This is a genomic window from Pseudomonas sp. FP2300, from assembly GCF_030687595.1.
GTDB classification, from domain to species: Bacteria; Pseudomonadota; Gammaproteobacteria; order Pseudomonadales; family Pseudomonadaceae; genus Aquipseudomonas; species Aquipseudomonas bijieensis.
Genome location: NZ_CP117440.1, coordinates 2,479,600 through 2,499,402, shown reverse-complemented (window position 1 = coordinate 2,499,402; position 19,803 = coordinate 2,479,600). Strand labels below are relative to the sequence as shown.

The following is a 19,803-nucleotide window of genomic DNA, read 5'->3' as shown; positions in this document are numbered from 1 at the left end:
GCCTAAACCCTACAACGTGAGTTAAACTCTTTGATCAAGTTCTGGATGCTTTCGATAGGAACAAGGAACACAGCAATTCGGATTTGATCCATTTTCTTCGGCAGATGGACTTTCAATGAACTATAGTGATCGTTGATCTCGTGCTTCAGCCGATCAATATAGTCAGAGAGGTACCCGGAGGATAAGGCATCACTGTCATAAGCCAATAACACAGGAAAGCACAGCACCTTCAGCATTTCTTCAGCAGGCGCGTTTCGTTCTAATGCTTTGTTCAACTCCTCCGAATTGGAGCGAAGGTGATTCGGTTCGCGCAGCGAGATAATGATCTCGCGCTCGTTGGTCAGTGCGGCTTTGTTAATTGTCGAATCCAGAGTACTGCAAACCTGCGCCACAGTCTGGGCCATGGTTCCCACAGTAATCATCCTCGCCAACCCCAACCAGAGTTGATCAACCTCGCCTGAGCGCTGAACAATATGGGCGTTCCCGAACTCGGATAGGCCTGTCTTTGAGGCAAAAAATACTTTGCACGCTATAGGCTCGCTATTTTCCTTATTTCTCAAAATCACATGCAGGATTAGTTCTGCAATTAACTTATCGCGCTCCATACCATTCTGAGTGAACGTAGCAATCGCCTTCGACAGAATCGTCTGGGCATGGTGAACCTGAAAATTCACAATCTCGCTGGCTTGTAAACAGAACTCGGGAAGCCACTGAACCAGGTGCTCAGCAAGTTCCTTATGCCTCCACTCGCCAAAGTCATACTGAACGTCGTACCCAGTCAGGCTTCGTAGCAATCCCTCGTCGGTTGCAGCATGGAATTCGACCAGAAACGGCGGAGGCTTGGATTTATAGGGCTTCGAGTAAGTGATGTTTTTGCTATCAGCCGCCGCCAAGAGTGCATCAAGGCGATCCATGGCATCCGCGCGCGTAATGACCTTTTGGATAGATTCTGAGATGACGTTTGCGGTTGCCGCATCATCTGCCCAGCTCAGAAATTCCGCGTAAATTGCCTGCTGTTGTTTGTGCGTAGGCCACGAGCCTTGAATGTCGATTATTTCTGCAAGCTTACGCAGATTCACTGACTCCAGCGCGTCCACATCGCCACAGATCTGCCACACAAAATTATCCGCCCAATAGCAAAAGTCACGCCCCATGGGTGATCGTGTTTTCTTAAACTTCTTAGCAAGGGCTGCCCCACGACTGGTCGCAAGATCAGGCTGAGTTCGCTTTTCAAGCTCTAACTTGAAGCAACTCAAAGCTTTGGCGGTATCGCGCTTGGTGACCATTCGAAACAGAGCTTTTCCAGGGCGGCAGTCACATAGCAGTGACTTTTGCAGTAGAGAAGTGTCAGCCCGACCGCTGTCCAGAGCTGTTGCTTCACTCTGGTTCCACTTGCTGTCACCTTCGGTGGTTTTTACCTGAATATATTCGTTAACCGTCTCACCAGACTGGCGAGAGACCAGCACGATGTCGTCAGCAGTCTCACACTCGACGTGCTGGTAACTGCTATCGCGAAGCATCTTCAGTATGAAGGAAACGGCAACGTGATCCTGGTACTTGAAACCTTGCCTTGCCGCAGGCCCACCTTTGTTCGATGGGATATTGATAAGCACCATGACGTCCCTGTATCGCTTGAATCGAGCCGGTCACGTCGGCATCCTGAGTCACTTAGGGATAGCAGACGCGCGTGTTAGTACGGAAGCTACCACTAATGGCAATTGGCCGACTATCCCTATTCCTCAACCGCCTACCCTCGCAACGTTAGAGCCGCGGCACAGGAGCATTATGGAGAAAGCATGAGGACCACACCGCTAGGTTAGAACGACCTTAAACAGGCGCCTCGCGATATACCTCGAAAAGCCTCCAGATATGAGGGGTCCCGTATGCACCGGCTTATGGAGTAGCCCAGGAAAGCCGCCCATTCAGGCTTGTGCGCTTCAAGCAGCGACAGCATGGCTGCAAATACTCGTTTATCTGTAGATTTGGAGCTTCGTATCGGACGGCTCGAGGCATCGCAGTTCGTACCCAATATTCTGCCTGGCGCTTGAATTTCATACATTGCAAATGAAGACGCCATCAAGATGATATTACGCTAAGCTGGACGCAACGAGGCGGTACCAAAGGAGAGGATATGGCATCGGCCAGGCAGGATTTTGAGCGTTTTGTGGGATGGCTTTATCAGCCTGAAAAAGACATCCCTGCGGATGTCCGTCGTCTAGCTGCCTTGGTTTTGTCGAAATTCGATGAATTGGCTGGGACCTCGCGTCAACGAAGCCAGCGATCCATATACCTAGTTGAGCTGATTCGACGAGAACTCGAGGGTACCGCAGATATTGCTCCGGTCGCAGTTGCTCAGGCTGATCTCGGGACATGGCCTTGGGCGAAACTTCGACATCTGACACTCGGTCCATTTCGAGGCTTTCGAGCAGCCGAGCCATTCGACCTCACCAAGCAAATCGTCCTTTTCTACGGCCCCAACGGTAGCGGCAAAACCAGTCTGTGCGAAGGACTGGAGTACGCGCTCTTGGGAGATGTCGAAGAGGCGGGAAGCAAGCGCATTGCAGCCCGCACTTATCTCGCCAATGTCCATGATGGGCGATTCAAGGCACCAATACTGAAAGCGACCGATCAGCAAGGGCGAGAAGTAAATGTCGTTGCCAACGCTGACACCTATCGTTTCTGCTTCGTAGAAAAGAACCGGATCGACGCGTTTTCCAGAATCGCCGCACGCCCCAATGCCCAACGAGCGGAACTCATTGCCACTCTCTTCGGCATGGATCAGTTCAATGAGTTCGTGGGCCATTTCAATGAGAGCATCGATGGGCAGCTTATCCTTCTCGGCGAACAACAGACCACATTGACTGCTCGCCGAAATGCGTTGGCAGCAGATAGAACGACCGTTGAAAATGAAGCAGCATCCCAGCAAGCACTGGCGGAAGAAGAGGCAGCCCTAGCGAAGGAGTACGACGCCGAGATCACATATGACGTGCTTAAAGAGCTTATCGGTACCGCCGAAACTCCGGGTCGCCTTCAGGAACTCGAAGCGATTTTGGAAGCGGTACCGCTTAATGTGCTCGGCGTAACGCGCCAGGGCCTTCTAGATGCTTTTGAGAAAACACACAAATGTGATGAGGAGCTCAAAGACATCGTTGAAGCTCTTCGCGCCAGAAGCGACCAAGTCTCTTTTAAGGCGCTTTATGACTCGGTCCTGGCCCTACAAGAAGTCGTGGGAGACCGGTGCCCGGCCTGTGACACCCCACTGAAAGGTCAGACTCACGTAGCTGCAGATCCATATCTAAGGGCGGGTGAAGGGCTTAAACAGCTTGAAGAGCTTGGTGTTCTCCAGGAGCAGCAGCAGGTTACGCAGACCACGTTTGGGCAAGCGTCACGTGAGTTGCGCCAAATGTTCAGTCCCGTCGCCGCTTTCATCGATGCCCAGCTCGGAGAAAATAAGGCCATTTCCCAGTTGATTGGTCAGCTTCCAGAAGAACCGGTTGAACGTTGGTGGTCAAGCATCTACCCCCAAAAGGTGGTGATTCAAGATGCACTACCGTCCCTTGATGAAATCCTGTCTGTGGTGGATCGCATGGCATCCCAAGACGTTGCGTCGTTGCAAGCTCAGCAGGATCGCCAGCCGCACATTACGGAGCGTCGACGGCTCAACGAATTCCAGCTCAAGGTTCAAGCCCAGGATCTTAAGAGACAGCAACTGCAAGAGAACGTTGAGGCTGCAAATAGCCGTATCAATGCATTCGACGAAACAAATGCTGAGCTAATCGCCCAAGCGAACCAAGAGATTCTCGACATAGAGCGGGATACCCCCTTCAAGGGGACTTATGACCGATTTCTTGTAGAACTAAGATCCTACAGGGATCAGCTCCCGGGGCAGTTGATAGCGGGACTCAACGACGCAGCCAAGGATCTTTACAACGCATTCAATCGCAATGATCGGGATGAGGACAAATTATTCGCACTGCACCTTCCAATTGGAGGTGAAGGGAAGATTGAGATCTGCTTCCAAGGTAATCCGGGAGCTCGGGTCGATGCACTTCACATACTTAGCGAAGGCCATATTCGCTGCCTCGGGTTGGCAATCCTCATGGCTAAGGCGAAAAGCATAGAATGCCCTGTCATCGTCTTCGACGACGCCATTAATGCAATCGACCACGATCATCGAGGCGGTATCCGAGAAACAATCTTTGAAAGTGACCACTTTGCTCAAACTCAATTAATCGTCACCTGTCACAGCAACGAATTCATCAAGGACATCCAGCAACATCTCCCCGTCCAGAGACGCAATGGCTGCCAAGTCTATCTGCTACGCCATCATGACGGCAACTATCAACCCAGAGTGACCGGAAACGTACCTAGCGCAAACTACATCGCGAAGGCTAGGGCCGCAAGAGAGGCCCTGAATGATAGAGATGCCCTAGCAGCGTCACGCCAAGCCTTAGAAATGCTGTCTGAAAAGGTATGGCGTTGGCTCGGCAGTCACGACCAGGGTGTCTTAAATATCATGCTCGCCGGGGTTGGTGCCGAGCCCGGGTTGAGAAACCTTTGTGAAGCACTGGTCAAGAAGTTACGGGATGCACAAACATTCAACCATGCCAACAAAGGCCCCCTATTGACCGCCTATGATCGCATTTTGGGAATCCCTGCCACTAACCTAGTGTGGACCTACCTTAACAAGGGAACGCACGAAGAAGCTGACCGCGATGATTTTGATGCAGAGCTTGTGGAGTCAGTAGTTCACACCTTAGAAGAGCTTGATCACCTCGATCTACGGGCTGGACGCTAACGATGCGATGCCTGTGCCCTGCCCATCTTGGTACCCGATTAGAAGTACTGATGCGAATGTGAACATACCCTATGCGATCCATGCCTTTTACTCGACCTACACTCATTGCTGCAGTCGAATTGCTAGAGCAGAACACGCAGGCACGCTTTAATCAGGTTGTGCTGCGGCTTGGCCTTGAGGATGAAATCACCTCAAGCACTAGCCTTAGCGTGGCCAAGAAATGCGATCTCTTCGGCCGCATCGTGGTGCAACGCGCCGAGACCGTGGTTCAGACGCTTGATGGCACCATGAGCTTGGGTGAGGCCGTAATTCGACAGGCCGCGCAGCTGGAGCAACAGGATCAAACTCAATCCTTGCATGCAGCTTTCGCGCGGAGCTTAGCGCGGGACGGCTATGTGCTCGTCTTTGATGACCATGGGCTAAACGCCTCCATTCGCGCCGCTCTGCCCGGCGAGGTCCTACTTCCTGAAACCGACGACGAGGTCCACCGCCTCCTGAAATTTTTCGGGTTCGTTATTCCTCTCGGTCATATTGACCAGGCGATTGAAGCCCACACACGCGGCGACTGGGCGGCTTGCAATAGCCAGCTTCGGACGTTCTTCGAAAGCCTGTTGGACGAGATAGCCCGTAATATCCGGCCGCTAGAGGCGGCTCAGCGCCCAAGCTCTGAGAACCGGCGCGCACTCCTTGCGGAGATCGGTTTTCTTGCTGTGGACCGTAACGAATGGACGCAGGATGGAAAGAACTACATCAACGGTCTCTTCAAGATGCTCCACTCGGAAGGCTCCCATCCGGGCCTTTCCGACGAGGATCACAGCACCTTCCGATTACATGTAGTGCTCATTACGGCGAGGACTTTCTTGCGCCGCCTATCAAACGGCCGGTGATGCCCATGGCTTTTTTCTCGCAAGATCAGTTAGATGCGATCGCCCGCGCGCTTGGCGATACCACAGAGGGTCTGAGCGGACCTGAGATCGAGCACCTGCTGGCCTCGTGCAAGATTGCCGATCCCGGACCTATGACGAAGCGCGTACGTATCTACAACGCTTTTGCAGAATGCCAGAACACCAAACGAAACCGTACCAACATCCTCGAGTTCATTCGGCGCGCCATGAAGCCCGCTCGCTACATTCACGAGCCTAACCGCTACGAGCCAATGCGGGCTCGCCTGAACCAGGCGCTTGTGTTCGCCGGGCTTGTGGTCGATGAGGCCGGCGAGCTGAAGTCGGCGGATGTAGCCAAGACCTTGCCAGAAGCTCTGCAGAGGGCTCGCGACTTGCGCGCGGACCTTGAAGGGCGAGGGGTTCACCCAGATGTCTTGAAATTCTGCCGCGCCGAACTTCTCGTTGACAACTACTTTCATGCGGCGCAAGAAGCTGTCAAAAGCGTTGCTGACAAGATGCGTACCCGCACCGGAATAGCCGATGACGGATCTGCTCTGGTGGATCGTGTTCTCTCTGGCAATCCCCCTCTCATGGCTATCAACGCGCTGTCGACGGCTAGCGAACGTAGCGAGCAGAGTGGGTTTGCCAATCTTGTCCGCGGTACATTCGGCATGTTTCGCAATCCGACCGCGCATGAGGCCCGAATACATTGGGCGATGACCAAGGAAGACGCACAAGACCTGATGTCGATCGTTTCTCTGATTCATCGACGCTTAGACATGGCGCAAGTGCTATCACGCGCATGATCATTAGAGGTATTGAGAGCTAAATGGAAAGCGAACTAGAATCCGATCGCATCGGCCGCATTGGGGAGCGACAGTTCGAATTGCTCTGCGAACGCGCTGCTCTCTGTTGCAATCAGAGCGCCATCGACGTCATGGGTTGGGACTTTATCGTCGAATTCCCGATGGCGCTGGTCGGGCAACCGTCGTTGCCTCTCGATCAACGTCTAACCAATGCTGCTCGGGTTCAGTTGAAATCAACGCTCGGCCGCACCGGGAACCGTGTCCGTCTAAGCCTTTCGGCCATTGAACGCCTGGCCAAGGATCCTCGGCCCGCCCTCATCATCGTGTTTTGCCTGAGCAGTGACGGCGAAATCCACACCGCGTATCTCGTCCATCTTATAGGGAAAGAGCTCGCACGCATTCTTAAACGGTTGAGGCTCGCGGAGGCTCGTAAGGCGCATGACATCAACCACACCGATATCAGCTACGCCTACGAAAAAATTGGGTTACGTTTCAAACCGACACCCGGGGGCTTGTTGGCCGCGCTGAGTGACGCGTGTGGGCAAAATCCTAGCGCCTACACAATCGAGAAGCAGCGGCAGCTTGTCAAACTCGGTTATGAGAATGGCCGGTACGAGGCAGAAGCCATTATTCAAATCGAAGGGCCGGAGCATTTCAGCAATATCCTACTCGGCCTTGCGCCGTTAAAACCGCGCCATCTCCAAGTGTTCGATAGCCGTTTTGGTATACGCCTTCCCTATCAAGGCACACTTTTTGACGACATCGAGTCGCTTTATCTTACGCCTCCCGCCCTGGGTTTCTGCGAGATTTCGATACGTGGCCTAGGCTTCGGACAAGCTGCACGGTTCGACGCTGAAATGTTTATCGGACCGCCGCTTTCAGAACTTCATGGACCGGAGCTTCTGATCCGCTCCGCAGAAATGATCATCCGTCTGACTCCAACGGGACTGAAACTTGAAAGCATCGGCTCGATCGATGATATGCAGCAAACCTTGGAGAAATGGGCAGAGCTACTTCGCGCGCTCACGCTCATGTCATCTGGTCGCGCGACCTTGACGATTACCGGAAACCGAAAAATTCCCGCGATCACGTTGCATGTCGATCAACCGGTCACAGGGCCGTACATCGAAGAACTGCCGCTCATTTCCACATTCGCGGACGGGTGGTTGCGTCTTCTAACAAACGCTGGCATGCGCTCCACTGCTAGTTTGACGCTCGATGCTTTCTGGGAGGCGAATGAAGCACGGATGGCCGTGGACATGCTGCTAAACCCGCAGCCCGACGCGCGCTTTGAATTCCAAGCTATAGAAATTGAAGAGGCATTTCCCCCTGCGGAAGGGTTGTATTTCAACATCGCGTCATTTGCCGATACCAGCATCGCTTTCAGCGCGAAGGTGTTCTTTGTAAAGACCGAAGATCCTGACTGGCAATATCGATCCACCCGCTTCGAGGCCCTTGATGTTCGACCGAAGGTCGATGACTTGGAAGAATATGGGCTCGACCAAGCGAACGCCTCCGGTCTGAAATTGCTCATCGATCCAAGGAACATCACAACGGTGCCCCTGCGGAATGCAAACTAACCACCGAGCCCATGGACATGCGTGCATCACTGAAACAGCATTGGCCCGAGTGATCGCCGTGCTCGGTGCGGCGCAGCCGCACTTTGCTTATCTGTTCGCTAACCGCCGCGCCACTCGGGTGAAAATGCGGGTGTATGACGGCTTTGGGGGCTGGTCAGCCGCTCGCCGATTTAATCAAGGCATGTTTCTTGGCTTGGCATTCGCCACGGCTGCGAGGTTGAACTAGACGGAACCTGCCAGTATGGACCAACATTGCCCTGGTTAATCCTCGACCGAGTGATTGGCGATTACCCGATAATAGATGGTGCGGCTTGGTCATTGGAATGCCCCATCCGCACCAGGATTGAAGGCTGTGATAGCGAATCCAACGGCCCATGACCTATGGTCGAAGGTTATTGGCTAGGGCGCGCCGGTAAAATCGGCTGGATGACCTCGCGTGCAATCAACTCAAGACCCGGGCCACCAAAGAACAAACCTGAGACCTCCTCGGAGTCCAGTACGCCATCTGCGTGGGCCCTCTGCATTTGCAGGGCAGCTTCATGGTGAGCTGGAGCACCTGCCATGCGATGGACACTTTGATCTTCAGCGGACCATCGACCTTCGCGCGCGCGCCCACCAACAAACACCCAAGTGATGACGGGAGCTCACCGAAAGCAGTAAATTCAGTGGCAAGCCCCGTCATTTCCCCGAAGATGGAACGTTATCTCGGACCCAGGGATCCGCAGACGATACGCACGGTAAATTCGAAATTATCCGTAGTGAGCCCATCGATTGGCGAACGCCCCTTCAGTCGCTCATGAGGCTCACAGACCGTCCGATAAAGCATCCAAGCATCGATATTCGGAAATCGCGCTAGTGCTGCAAGTACCAACTTGTGCCGCAGTGGATCAAGCTGCCAATCGGGAATGCGCTGACCGCGATTCCCGAGGCTCAAAGACAGCAGACGACGAGCCTTGATATCACGGCTGATCTGATCTCGGGATTTGCCAGCCAATTTCGCGAAAACCAGTAACGGCAAATTACTAGCGGCCTCATAAATGGCAAGCATCTCGGCGCGCTCACGCTGGATATCCGACACGTGAGATATATGCGGCTTTTCAGTCGGGACCGAAAAAGGTACGACAGGCGACTGGTGCGACACGACAAGAGCCGGTTCGTCGCTAACCGAAGCCTTGGGCACCAAGGCCGTTGTCACTGGAAGGGTGCCATTAAACTCAATTGAATTTGCGCTCGCGTTTTCCAATGACGGCAGCGAAGCGGCCCCTTCCAAACGGATGGTAAGCGGAGAGCTTGCCGCTTTCAGCTGACCCTGCCCCCACAGATCCAGACGGTTCGCCCAATCCTGCATCATGGTCCGACGCTGCTCGACATATTCAGCATGATTGTAGGCCGCACTCACCTTGTCCGGATCGGCATGCGAAAGCTGAGCATCCACCCAAACCTTCGGATACCCGATCTCATTCAGCGCCGTCGAGATCGTCGCCCTCATTCCATGACCGGTGAGTTGATCGGCGTACCCCATCCGGCGTAGCGCGCCATTCAGCGTGTTTTCGCTGATGCGCTTGCTCAGGTCGCTTCGATGCGCAAACAAGTAGCGCTGTGCGGGGACAACCTGGTCCAGCAAGTGACGCACGATCTCCAGCGCCTGAACCGACAGCGGGACAATGTACGGCGGCACATTTTGAATCTGCTTACCTGGCTTCCGCATCGCTAGCTGGAGTTGTTTCACCACTTCCGCCGGTATGACCCACAAGCGCTTCTCCAGATCGAACTGGTCTGGTGTCGCCAACCGCAACTCGCCCGTGCGGACACCGGTCAGCAGCAACAACCGAAGGCCAAGCCGCGTTTGGCTGGCGCCACCGTAATTTCGAAGAGCAACCATCAATCCCGGAAGCTCGTCCATACGAAGAAATGGATTGTGCGTAACCGGAGGTTTGGGGAGTGCAACTACATCAAGGTCTGAAGCTGGGTTGTGTTCCAGCCCCTCGATCTTCACCAGCGCATAGCGGAACAATTGGTTGAACCAGGTCCGGCATTTTTCGGCAGTCGTTAAGGCCTTGCGCTGTTCGATCCTGCTCAGCAAATCCAATAGATCGTGACGATTGATATCGTAGATGGAGCGTCCGCCCAGCGTGGGCAGGACGTCCTTATTGAAGATTCTCAAGATCTGCGAAAGCGTGCTCTGGCGCCCTTCCTTCAGGCTTAACCTGCGAAACTCCACCCACTGATTGAACACGGCCTCGAAGGTGTGCTCCTTCGTAGCATGAACAGCAAGCCGCTGTTGTTTGCGATGCTCATAGGGATTGATGCCTTGGGCAACCAAGGTACGGGCTTCATCACGACGGGTACGGGCTTCTTTAAGCCCAATTTGGGGGTAACTACCGAGGGACATGCGCTTCTGCTTGCCCGTCCAGTAGTAACGGAAGAGCCAGACTTTTCCGCCTCTGGCCGTCACATTGAGCGTGAGACCATCGCTGTCACCGAGGGTGTAATCATTACCGGTGATTCGGGCATGCCGAACTGTCATTTCTGAGAGTGCCATCGCGAGCTCCTGAACAGAGTCAGGGCCAGATGCTCATCTCGCTACACAATCTGCTCCAGCATTTAACCGATTCAGTGCTCGTCAGAATCCTGGACTCAATTCTGGACTTAAACGCACCGGATAGTGCTGGATTTCAGTGGTTCCCGCTGGAACGAAAAAAGGGCCTAAAGGCCCTGATTTCAATCACTTACAGAATTCAGTGGAACTCTGTAGCGCAATATTTGGAGCGGGAAACGAGACTCGAACTCGCGACCCCGACCTTGGCAAGGTCGTGCTCTACCAACTGAGCTATTCCCGCGTCTTGGTGTGGCGCATTCTATAGATTCAGATTACGCCGTCAACCCTTTGATTCAAAAAAGTTTTATTTCGGCTCTACATCCGTCCGCAGATGTGGCCAGGCGGCGCGCAGGTACTGGACCATCGACCACAGCGTCAGGCCGGCGGAAACCAGCAGCAATGCATAGCCCAGCAGCACCCAGAAGCTGAAGTCTGACGGGTTGGCCAGCAGGATCACCAGCGCCAGCATCTGCGCGGCGGTTTTCCATTTGCCGAGGTTCGACACGGCAACCTGGGCGCGGGCGCCCAGCTCAGCCATCCATTCACGGAGCGCCGAGACGACAATTTCGCGACCGATGATCACCGCCGCCGGCAAGGTCAGCCAGAGGTTGCCGTGTTCCTGCACCAGCAACACCAGGGCCACCGCGACCATCAGCTTGTCGGCCACCGGGTCGAGGAAGGCACCGAACGGCGTGCTCTGCTCCAGGCGTCGGGCCAGGTAACCATCCAACCAGTCCGTCGCGGCGGCGAAGGCGAAGACCGAGGCGGAGGCCACGTAGCTCCAGTGGTACGGCAAATAAAACAGCAATATGAAGATCGGGATGAGCAGGACGCGTAGGACGGTAATCAGATTTGGGATATTCATCGGCACAACTGGCTGCGAGGTTGACGGGCATTCTACTCGCTGTGCAGGTTTGCATAAATCGACTCAGCGAGCTTTTTACTGATACCGGGTGCTTTGGCTATCTCCTCGATGCTGGCACGAGACAGTTCCTGCAATCCACCAAAATGTTTCAACAAGTCGCGACGGCGTGTCGGGCCGACGCCTGCCACACCTTCGAGTGTAGACGTACGGCGCGTCTTGCCACGGCGAGCACGGTGCCCGGTGATGGCGAAACGGTGGGCTTCGTCACGGATCTGCTGGATCAGGTGCAACGCCGGCGAATCGCCCTTGAGGGTGAACTCATGGGCGGCATCGTTGAGGTACAAGGTCTCGAAGCCGGCCTTGCGCGTCGCGCCCTTGGCCACGCCCAGCAGGATCAGGTCGGGCACCATCAGCTCATTGAGCACATCGCGGGCCATGGACAACTGGCCCTTGCCGCCGTCCACCAGGAGGATATCCGGCAACTTGCCCTCCCCGTCCTTCAGCTTGCCGAAGCGGCGCATCAACGCCTGATGCATCGCCGCATAGTCATCTCCGGGGGTGACGCCTTCGATGTTGTAACGGCGGTAATCGGACTTGATCGGGCCTTCAGGACCGAACACCACGCAGGACGCTACCGTCGCCTCACCACTGGAATGGCTGATGTCGTAGCACTCCAGCCGTTGCGGCGGCTCGTCCAGGTTGAGGACATCGGCCAGGGCATCGAACCGCGCGGCCACGTGCTGGCGGTTAGCCAGACGCGCGCCCAGGGCCTGTTCGGCGTTGGTCACGGCCAGTTGCTGCCAACGGGCACGGGTGCCGCGCACGCGATGGCTGATGGTCAGTTCACGACCACGAAGCTTGTCGATGGCTTCGATCAGGGCCGGAAAGTCTTCATGGACCACGTTGACGATCAACTCGGCCGGCAGGTCGCGTTCCGGACTGCTGATGTAGTACTGGCCCAGGAAGGCCGCCATGACCTCGGCGACGTCTTCCTCGATACCGACCTGGGGGAAAAAGTTCTTGCTGCCCAATACGCGACCGCCCCGCACACTGATCAAGTGCACGCAGGCGCCACCCGGGTTGATGAACGCGGCGATCACATCGACGTCGCCACTGCCGCCTTCCATGCTTTGCTGGTCCTGTACCCGGCGCAGCAGGCCGATCTGGTCTCGCAGTTCGGCGGCCCGTTCAAATTCAAGGTTGACCGCCGCGTCTTCCATCGCCGCTGACAGTTCATCGGTCAGTGCATTGCTGCGCCCCTCCAGAAACATCACCGAGTGACGCACATCCTCGGCGTAGACCTCGGGTTCGACGAACCCGACGCACGGCGCCTTGCAGCGCTTGATCTGGTATTGCAAGCAAGGCCGGGTGCGGTTCTTGTAGTAGCTGTCTTCACATTGGCGAACGAAGAAGGTCTTCTGCAGCAGGCTCAGGCTTTCACGAATGGCCCCGGCGCTGGGGTAAGGGCCGAAATACCGGCCCTTGGCCTTCTTCGCCCCGCGATGAATGCTCAGGCGCGGGAACGCCCCGTCGGACAGGAACACGTACGGATAAGACTTATCATCACGCAGCAGGATGTTGTACGGCGGGCGCCATTCCTTGATCAGCGTCTGCTCGAGCAGCAACGCCTCGGTTTCATTGGCGGTAATGGTGGTTTCGACTTGCGCGATGCGCCCCACCAGGGCAGCGGTCTTCGGTGCGAGGCCGGTCTTGCGGAAGTAACTGGCCAGACGTTTCTTGAGATTCTTGGCCTTGCCGACATACAGCAGGCGCGCTTCGCTATCGAACATGCGGTACACGCCTGGGCGGCCACTGCATGTAGACAGGAAAGCGCTTGGATCAAACAATTCAGTCATTATCAGGCGCTGGCATCGACCATGCCGTGGCGCACCGCCAACAGTGTCAATTCGACGTCACTGCTGATCGAAAGCTTCTCGAAGATACGGTAACGGTAGGTGTTGACGGTTTTAGGCGACAGGCACAGCTTGTCGGAAATGATCTGCACCTTCTGGCAACCGACAATCATCAAGGCGATCTGGATTTCCCGCTCCGACAGCGCATCGAAAGGCGAATCGTTGGTCGGTTGGAATGACTTGATCGCCAACTGCTGGGCGATTTGCGGGCTGATGTAGCGTTGCCCGGCGAATACCAGGCGGATGGCCTGGACCATCTCGTTCAAGCCGGCACCCTTGGTCAGGTAACCCGCTGCGCCCGCCTGCAATAACCGGGTAGGGAACGGATCTTCTTCGCAGACAGTTACCGCGACCACCTTGATGTCCGGGTGACTGCGCAGCAGCTTGCGCGTGGCTTCAAGACCGCCGATGCCGGGCATCTTGACGTCCATCAACACCACGTCGGGTTTCAATTCACGAGCCTTGATCAGGGCTTCTTCCCCGGATTCGGCCTGGCCAACTACCTGCAGGCCATCGATGTCAGCCAGCATTCGTGTAATGCCCGTACGGACGAGATCATGGTCATCGACCACTAACACCCTAATCAAGCAGACACCTCACGATTTGGTCTTATTTGGGTTGCCCCACACCTTAGCAAAAAAGCATCCGACAGACCTAGCGCAAAGGGACAGATAAAAGTTACAACACATCTTTATCAGCACGGCATCCTAAGCTTCAAGCGCCAACATCCCGCTGCATCCTCAGGAAACATTCATCCTCGCCCACAATGCGCAGGCCCATGCGTTCGTACAACACCCTGGCCGGATTATCCTTGAACACCGTCAGGCGCAGCGCCGGCCGACGCTCCAACCTTACCATGTCCCAAACCTGTCCGATCGCCCAGGTACCTGCACCTTGTCCGCGGAACGCCTCCCCTATTTGCAATTCCCGGATATACAACGCCCGGGCATCACGACTGAGGCTGACAAAACCCAGCGCCTGGCCCGCACGACTGATTATCCAGTTCTGGCGAATGATCCAGGCCAGGTCGAACGCTTCGTCCTGCCAGAGCAAATCATGCTTGAGGTAATAGACAAGCATATTGTTGCAAGTCAATTGCCGGGCGAAGCCGATGTCCCCGGCCGTTGCGGCACGCCACTCGAAGCTCATGAAGACCTCATCACCCCATTGCCACCGGCACGACTTGCCCCTCCCAGCCGTTGGCGTTGCGGCGGGCAATCACCAACAGTTCACCCGTGCCTGGCGCCGCCGCGAGCAACGCACCGTCCGGCCCCCAGATGGCACTGCGGCCAGCCGATTCCCAGCCTCCGGTGGCGCCGCCATGATTTGCCATCAGCACGGTCATGGCATGCTGCGTGGCATATCCTTGCAACAACGTCGTATCGGGCACGTAGCCACCCTCGGTAATCAACACCCCCGCGGCATACAGCGTAGCGCCCCGCCCGGCTGCCGCAGCAGCATGGCTGGCGTGGGAAAAATCGGCACATACCGCCAGCGCGATGCAATCGCACCCCATCGCCAACATCGAGCCGCCCTGCCCCGGGGCGAAGGCGATTTCTTCACCCGGGTGCAGATGCTGCTTGCTGTACACCCCAAGGGCACCGTCAGCGCCAAGAACCAATGCGCCGATCAATACCGGGCCATCCGCCGACAGCCGAATCGGCATGCCGACTACGGCAGTCAGGCCAAGCTCACGCGCCAAGTCACGCAGCGGCTGCAGTACGGTATCCTCCGGCAAAATGGCCAGATCCGCCGCCAGGCCGCGTTCGTAGCCGGTGAGCGACAGTTCGGGAAATACCAGCAACTGTACTCCCTGCTCAGCCGCCACCTGCATGAAACGCTGATGGCACGAGAGGTTGGCGCGGACGTCCCCCGCGATGGAAATCGATTGGGCGGCGGCGAAGGCTGGAGCGGTCATGGGGCTTCCTGAAGAGACAGTGCAAACCTGAAGTTTGTCATAAAGCCCGGCGGACTCAAGCCAGGGCGAACAATTGCATGCCCTCGATAGAATTTTCTGATTGAACCGGCGCACCGCCCTCTAGTAAGCTCGGGGCCATTCATCGGAGACAGATCATGTTCAACGCCCTCTCACCGCTTCAAACCGCCAGCGCCCCGCGCTCGGTTGCGGCTGCCCGGGCGAACAGCGTTCAAACTCCGGTCAGCTTTTATTTTGGGTATTGGTTTAGCCACTGGCGCGCCTGATACCCAACCGGCGCCCACTTTAAACGGGTCGCCTTCCAGAGTTTTCCAAACCCCCGGTCGGCCTCCCGACCGGGGGTTTTGTTTTTCAGGCCCCAAAACATTTGCAACACCCGACAACTTGAGGATTGAGCCATGAACTACGCCACTTATTACCGTTACGACAGTTTTTCCGCCTGGCGATTTACCAGCCACCGCTCGGGACAGCCTGCCGCCTCCGATCGGTCACCTACCGGTGGCAAGCCTCAGTTGCGGGCCAATACGGCCAATTGTCGAACACCCCACTAGGACCGGCGCGCGGGAACGAACCCGCCCCCCGTCCAGGAAGCCAGATCATGAATTCGTCCGTCTCCGCTTTGCCGCTGTCCACGCTCAACCCTGCCAATGAAGCCCTGACCCTGCGTCTGCCGAGCTCGTTGCAGCTCAAGCATCAACTGCCCCTCAGCACCGCGCTGAGCCAACAGGTGAGCGCCCATCGCCAGGCCATCCGCGCGATCCTCGATGGTGAGGATTCCCGTCTGTTGGTCATCGTCGGCCCCTGCTCGATCCACGACCCGAAATCCGCCCTCGAATACGCCGCCAACCTGGCTCGCGTGGCCCATGAAGTGAGCGACAGCATGCTGCTGGTCATGCGCGCCTACGTGGAAAAACCTCGCACCACCGTGGGCTGGAAAGGCCTGGCCTACGATCCCGGCCTGGATGGCAGCGATGACATGGCCACCGGCCTGACGCTGTCCCGGGAGCTGATGCGCGAGATGCTCCAACTGGGCTTGCCCGTCGCCACCGAACTGTTACAACCCATGGCCGCCAGTTACTTCGACGACCTGCTCAGTTGGGTCGCCATCGGTGCGCGCACCACCGAATCGCAGATCCACCGGGAAATGGCCAGCGGCCTGGGCATGCCGGTAGGGTTCAAGAACGGCACGGACGGCGGGGTCGGCATTGCCTGCGACGCCATGCGCTCTGCCGCCCACCCCCATCGGCATTTCGGTGTCGACAGCCAGGGGCATCCGGCGATCATCCAGACGCCGGGCAACCCCGACACTCACTTGGTGTTGCGCGGTGGCCATCGCGGACCGAACTATGACCGCCAAAGCGTCACGCAGATACACAGTGACCTGATCCGCCTGAAGATACCGGCCCGGATCATGGTGGATTGCAGCCACGCCAACAGCGGCAAAGACCCGCTGCGCCAGCCACAGGTGTTCAATGACGTGTTGGAACAGCGCCTGCAAGGCAATCGTTCCCTGATCGGCATGATGCTCGAAAGCCACTTGTTCGAAGGCTGCCAGCCACTGGGTCCATCGATGCGCTACGGCGTATCGGTCACCGATGGTTGCCTGGGCTGGGAGTCCACCGAGCAGTTGTTGCGCGAGGCCCATCAAAAGCTGCAATTACCAACCTGAGTCGCGAACACGCCTTCCCCTGGAACCAGGGGTCGGCGTGGGCCTTGTGGGAACCTTCGCTCAACCTGACACCGTGGAACGCACCTGAACTGTCACGCCCTCTGAACGCTGGCTGACGTCATCCAGGCGCTCGACCTGATAGAACACGCCCACCGATCTGTTGCCTTGACCCCGCCAATACGCCGCGGGAATCACAAAAACGAGCGGCTGGCCTGCCGTGGCCTCGGTGATTTCGCGCTCCAGGACATAAGCGGAGTTGCCGTTGCACTGCAACCAGACCAGCTCTCCCGCCTCAAGCCCGGGATCATCGATGACAATCGTCACTCCCTCTTGCAGGTCGCTGACATCCAGCCAGCCGTCGTTCACCTCCCGAATCCGAGGCGTCTTCAACGCGGGACGCAGCAGAGGACCGATGTGCAGCGACAAGGGCTCGGCGCGACGCACTGAATGTCCACGCCTGACGACATAGACCAGCGCCAAGGTGTGTCCCGCATGGGGAGCGATCAGCGCATGATCGATCCAGAGCGACACCTCACGACCGACAGCATGGGCTTCTATCTCGAGCACATCGCGCCAAAGCGCCTTGGAATCCTTGTTGGCCGTCAGGATCAACCGATCGCCGACCGCCATCCTGGCGTAGGGCCGAATCGTCACCCAGGTTCCATCAGGCACCCGATTCGGATCAAGGCAGCCACCGACCGCATCGTTGGCAATGGCGGGCAGCAGTTGCGGTGACACATCGCCGACTTCAAGTTGCAGGGGCTCAGAAACCAGGGTGTCGGGCAATCGTTTGCCCGTTACTTGGTAGGAGATCTCCAGCGAACCACCGTCCAACTCGGCGATATGCGCTTCGCGCACGACGAACACCACGTCCCGCCCTACTTGCCGCTCCGTGACGAACCCGGCCACTTCATGCCGGTAGGGCCCACCTTCGTTGTTCAGCCCATGCCAGCGCAGCAGCACCTCATCTCCGCACGTCATCATTGGATAAGGTTTGACGGTGATCAGGGTCTTGCGCCAGGCGGGGTCTATCACCCCTTCCCTGGCCGCTGCCAGGATCGGGGGCGGCAGTCTTGTTCCTGACGTTGAACGGGATCGTTGAAGAGATGGGTAGATGATCATGTGCAGGCTCCAGTCCTTGGATGAAGGCACCGTTCGCATAACGGCACCCGATGGAGCCATTAAAACCGGCTCGCCCCAAACCCACAGCCAGACAAGGCGACAAAGGCAGTGGTCTCTGGCGTTCAAAGCTGTAGCTGCAAACGCCTGAGATTATAGGAGACCTCCTACACCTTTAGTCACAGCCGGGTCACTTCCCATTATTCCCACTTTTTTTATTCCGGTTTCCCTGGTTTAGCGCGGTTTCTTCCTACACCGCCGCTTACGAGCCTGGATTAGAGTGAAGTCGCAAACTCAAGGTGAACCTCTTCGAAAAAGGTACGAACATGCAACGGAATGCAACCACTCAATTCCCCATCCTGTTGGTCCATGGGTTGTTCGGGTTTGACAGGATCGGCGGTTTCGAACTTTTCCATGGCATCAAACAAGCCCTGCGCGCAGGCGGCGCCCGGGTGTTCATCCCGTATTTGTCGGCCCCCCATTGCAACGAGGCCAGAGGCGAACAACTGCTGGTGCAGATCGATCGGGTCCTGGCTGGCACCGGCGCGGCCCGGGTCAACTTGATCGGCCACAGCCAGGGTGCGCTGACCGCCCGATATGCCGCCGCGCTGGCCCCCGAAAAAGTTGCCTCGGTCACATCGGTCAGCGGTCCCAACCATGGTTCCGAACTGGCTGACTTCCTGCGCAAGGCCCTTACTCCAGGACGGCTGCCAGGACATGTGGCAAGAAGCGTCGCCACACTGTTCGCCGATTTCATCTCGCTGCTCGATGGACAGGAGCACCTACCGCCAACCGCCGTGGCCGCGCTGGCGACGTTGACCACCGAAGGCGTGGGCGCCTTCAATGACAAATACCCCCAGGGCCTGCCCAAGAACTGGGGCGGGAACGGCCCGGAAAGGGTCAACGGCGTGCGCTACTACTCATGGAGCGGCACGTTGCCAGAGGCGACAGAGGAAGAACTGGAGCCTTCGCAGGTTTTCTGCCGCGCCTTTTCCGAATACTTCATCACCGAAGCCGGGCAGAACGACGGCCTGGTCGGGCGTTTCAGTTCGCACCTGGGCAAGGTCATTCGTTCCGACTATCCAATGGACCATATGGAGACCATCAATCCAGGAGACGGCACGCTGCGCAAGGGTACAGCCCCCACGGCGCCTAACCCCACAGAGCTTTACCTGCGCCACGCCGAGCGCCTGCGCAAAGCCGGCCTTTGATCGCCGGCCCCAAGGTTTTGACGCAATTTTGACAACAACCGGTCAATGAATCCGGTAGGCTCAACACCTTTAAATATATCGAAAGGAATTTCCCCCATGGCCAAAGCCACTGCCCGCCACATCCTGGTTTCCACCGAAGACAAGTGCAACGAACTCAAGGCCCAGATCGAAGCCGGCGCCGATTTCGCTGAAGTTGCCAAGGCCAACTCCACCTGCCCATCCAGCCGTCAAGGCGGCGACCTGGGTTCGTTCGGCCCGGGCCAGATGGTCAAGGAGTTCGACACCGTGGTCTTCAGCGCCCCGATCAATGTGGTCCAGGGGCCGGTCAAGACCCAGTTCGGCTACCACCTGCTGGAAGTGACCAGCCGCCAGGATTGATGGTCCCTTGTGGGAGCAAGGCTTGCCCGCGATGAACGATAACGC

The 19,803-nt window shown here is 56.9% G+C and carries 15 protein-coding genes and 1 tRNA gene; 7 read left to right on the top strand and 9 right to left on the bottom strand.

The annotated features are described in order from the left end of the window. Positions 1 to 2: 2 nt before the first annotated feature. Positions 3 to 1,616, bottom strand: coding sequence for a dsDNA nuclease domain-containing protein (locus PSH86_RS11160; RefSeq protein WP_305489697.1), 1,614 nt, complete (start codon positions 1,614 to 1,616; stop codon positions 3 to 5). A gap of 515 nt (positions 1,617 to 2,131) precedes the next feature. Between PSH86_RS11160 and PSH86_RS11155 the strand changes: the two genes are divergently transcribed. From PSH86_RS11155 to PSH86_RS11140, 4 genes are all read left to right on the top strand, one after another. Beyond that, positions 2,132 to 4,798 (top strand): AAA family ATPase, encoded by a 2,667-nt coding sequence (locus tag PSH86_RS11155; RefSeq protein ID WP_305489695.1) that lies wholly within the window; start codon positions 2,132 to 2,134, stop codon positions 4,796 to 4,798. Positions 4,799 to 4,878: 80 nt separating this feature from the next. After that, entirely contained in the window at positions 4,879 to 5,685 is an 807-nt protein-coding gene (locus tag PSH86_RS11150; RefSeq protein WP_305489693.1) for a hypothetical protein, read from the top strand. A 5-nt stretch (positions 5,686 to 5,690) separates the two neighbouring features. Beyond that, positions 5,691 to 6,488: a TIGR02391 family protein gene (locus PSH86_RS11145; protein WP_223529122.1), complete on the top strand. Its 798-nt coding sequence runs from the start codon at positions 5,691 to 5,693 to the stop codon at positions 6,486 to 6,488. A gap of 23 nt (positions 6,489 to 6,511) precedes the next feature. Further along, entirely contained in the window at positions 6,512 to 8,068 is a 1,557-nt protein-coding gene (locus PSH86_RS11140; RefSeq protein ID WP_305489691.1) for a hypothetical protein, read from the top strand. Positions 8,069 to 8,768: 700 nt separating this feature from the next. On the opposite strand, the gene PSH86_RS11135 is transcribed toward PSH86_RS11140, so the two are convergent. The 7 genes from PSH86_RS11135 to PSH86_RS11105 all read right to left on the bottom strand — a co-directional run bounded on the left by PSH86_RS11135 (position 8,769) and on the right by PSH86_RS11105 (position 15,363). Next, on the bottom strand, positions 8,769 to 10,610 hold the full coding sequence (locus PSH86_RS11135; protein ID WP_305489689.1) for an integrase arm-type DNA-binding domain-containing protein: 1,842 nt from the start codon (positions 10,608 to 10,610) through the stop codon (positions 8,769 to 8,771). A gap of 222 nt (positions 10,611 to 10,832) precedes the next feature. Beyond that, positions 10,833 to 10,908: transfer RNA gene (locus tag PSH86_RS11130), tRNA-Gly, on the bottom strand. A 63-nt stretch (positions 10,909 to 10,971) separates the two neighbouring features. Then, complete coding sequence (gene pgsA / locus PSH86_RS11125; RefSeq protein ID WP_018608070.1) at positions 10,972 to 11,532, bottom strand: CDP-diacylglycerol--glycerol-3-phosphate 3-phosphatidyltransferase; 561 nt, start codon at positions 11,530 to 11,532, stop codon at positions 10,972 to 10,974. A gap of 32 nt (positions 11,533 to 11,564) precedes the next feature. Next, on the bottom strand, positions 11,565 to 13,388 hold the full coding sequence (uvrC, locus tag PSH86_RS11120; RefSeq protein ID WP_305489687.1) for an excinuclease ABC subunit UvrC: 1,824 nt from the start codon (positions 13,386 to 13,388) through the stop codon (positions 11,565 to 11,567). A 2-nt stretch (positions 13,389 to 13,390) separates the two neighbouring features. Further along, on the bottom strand, positions 13,391 to 14,032 hold the full coding sequence (uvrY, locus tag PSH86_RS11115) for a UvrY/SirA/GacA family response regulator transcription factor (RefSeq protein WP_003182764.1): 642 nt from the start codon (positions 14,030 to 14,032) through the stop codon (positions 13,391 to 13,393). Between the two features lie 127 nt (positions 14,033 to 14,159). Next, entirely contained in the window at positions 14,160 to 14,594 is a 435-nt protein-coding gene (locus tag PSH86_RS11110; protein ID WP_116832012.1) for an N-acetyltransferase, read from the bottom strand. A gap of 10 nt (positions 14,595 to 14,604) precedes the next feature. Further along, positions 14,605 to 15,363 (bottom strand): carbon-nitrogen hydrolase family protein, encoded by a 759-nt coding sequence (locus PSH86_RS11105; RefSeq protein WP_305489685.1) that lies wholly within the window; start codon positions 15,361 to 15,363, stop codon positions 14,605 to 14,607. 616 nt (positions 15,364 to 15,979) lie between these two features. Between PSH86_RS11105 and PSH86_RS11100 the strand changes: the two genes are divergently transcribed. Next, the gene (locus tag PSH86_RS11100) at positions 15,980 to 17,050 is read left to right on the top strand and encodes a 3-deoxy-7-phosphoheptulonate synthase (RefSeq protein WP_232200178.1); all 1,071 of its coding nucleotides are present in this window, start codon (positions 15,980 to 15,982) and stop codon (positions 17,048 to 17,050) included. A gap of 60 nt (positions 17,051 to 17,110) precedes the next feature. Here PSH86_RS11100 and PSH86_RS11095 read toward each other — a convergent pair whose 3' ends face one another. Continuing rightward, a complete protein-coding gene (locus tag PSH86_RS11095) occupies positions 17,111 to 18,172 on the bottom strand; it encodes a hypothetical protein (RefSeq protein WP_232200179.1) in 1,062 nt (353 codons plus the stop codon). Positions 18,173 to 18,495: 323 nt separating this feature from the next. Here PSH86_RS11095 and PSH86_RS11090 point away from each other — a divergent pair, with 323 nt between their 5' ends. Both PSH86_RS11090 and PSH86_RS11085 read left to right on the top strand, forming a co-directional pair. Further along, positions 18,496 to 19,380: a triacylglycerol lipase gene (locus tag PSH86_RS11090; RefSeq protein WP_109751818.1), complete on the top strand. Its 885-nt coding sequence runs from the start codon at positions 18,496 to 18,498 to the stop codon at positions 19,378 to 19,380. Positions 19,381 to 19,476: 96 nt separating this feature from the next. After that, positions 19,477 to 19,758: a peptidylprolyl isomerase gene (locus PSH86_RS11085; RefSeq protein ID WP_109751817.1), complete on the top strand. Its 282-nt coding sequence runs from the start codon at positions 19,477 to 19,479 to the stop codon at positions 19,756 to 19,758. Positions 19,759 to 19,803 lie beyond the last annotated feature (45 nt).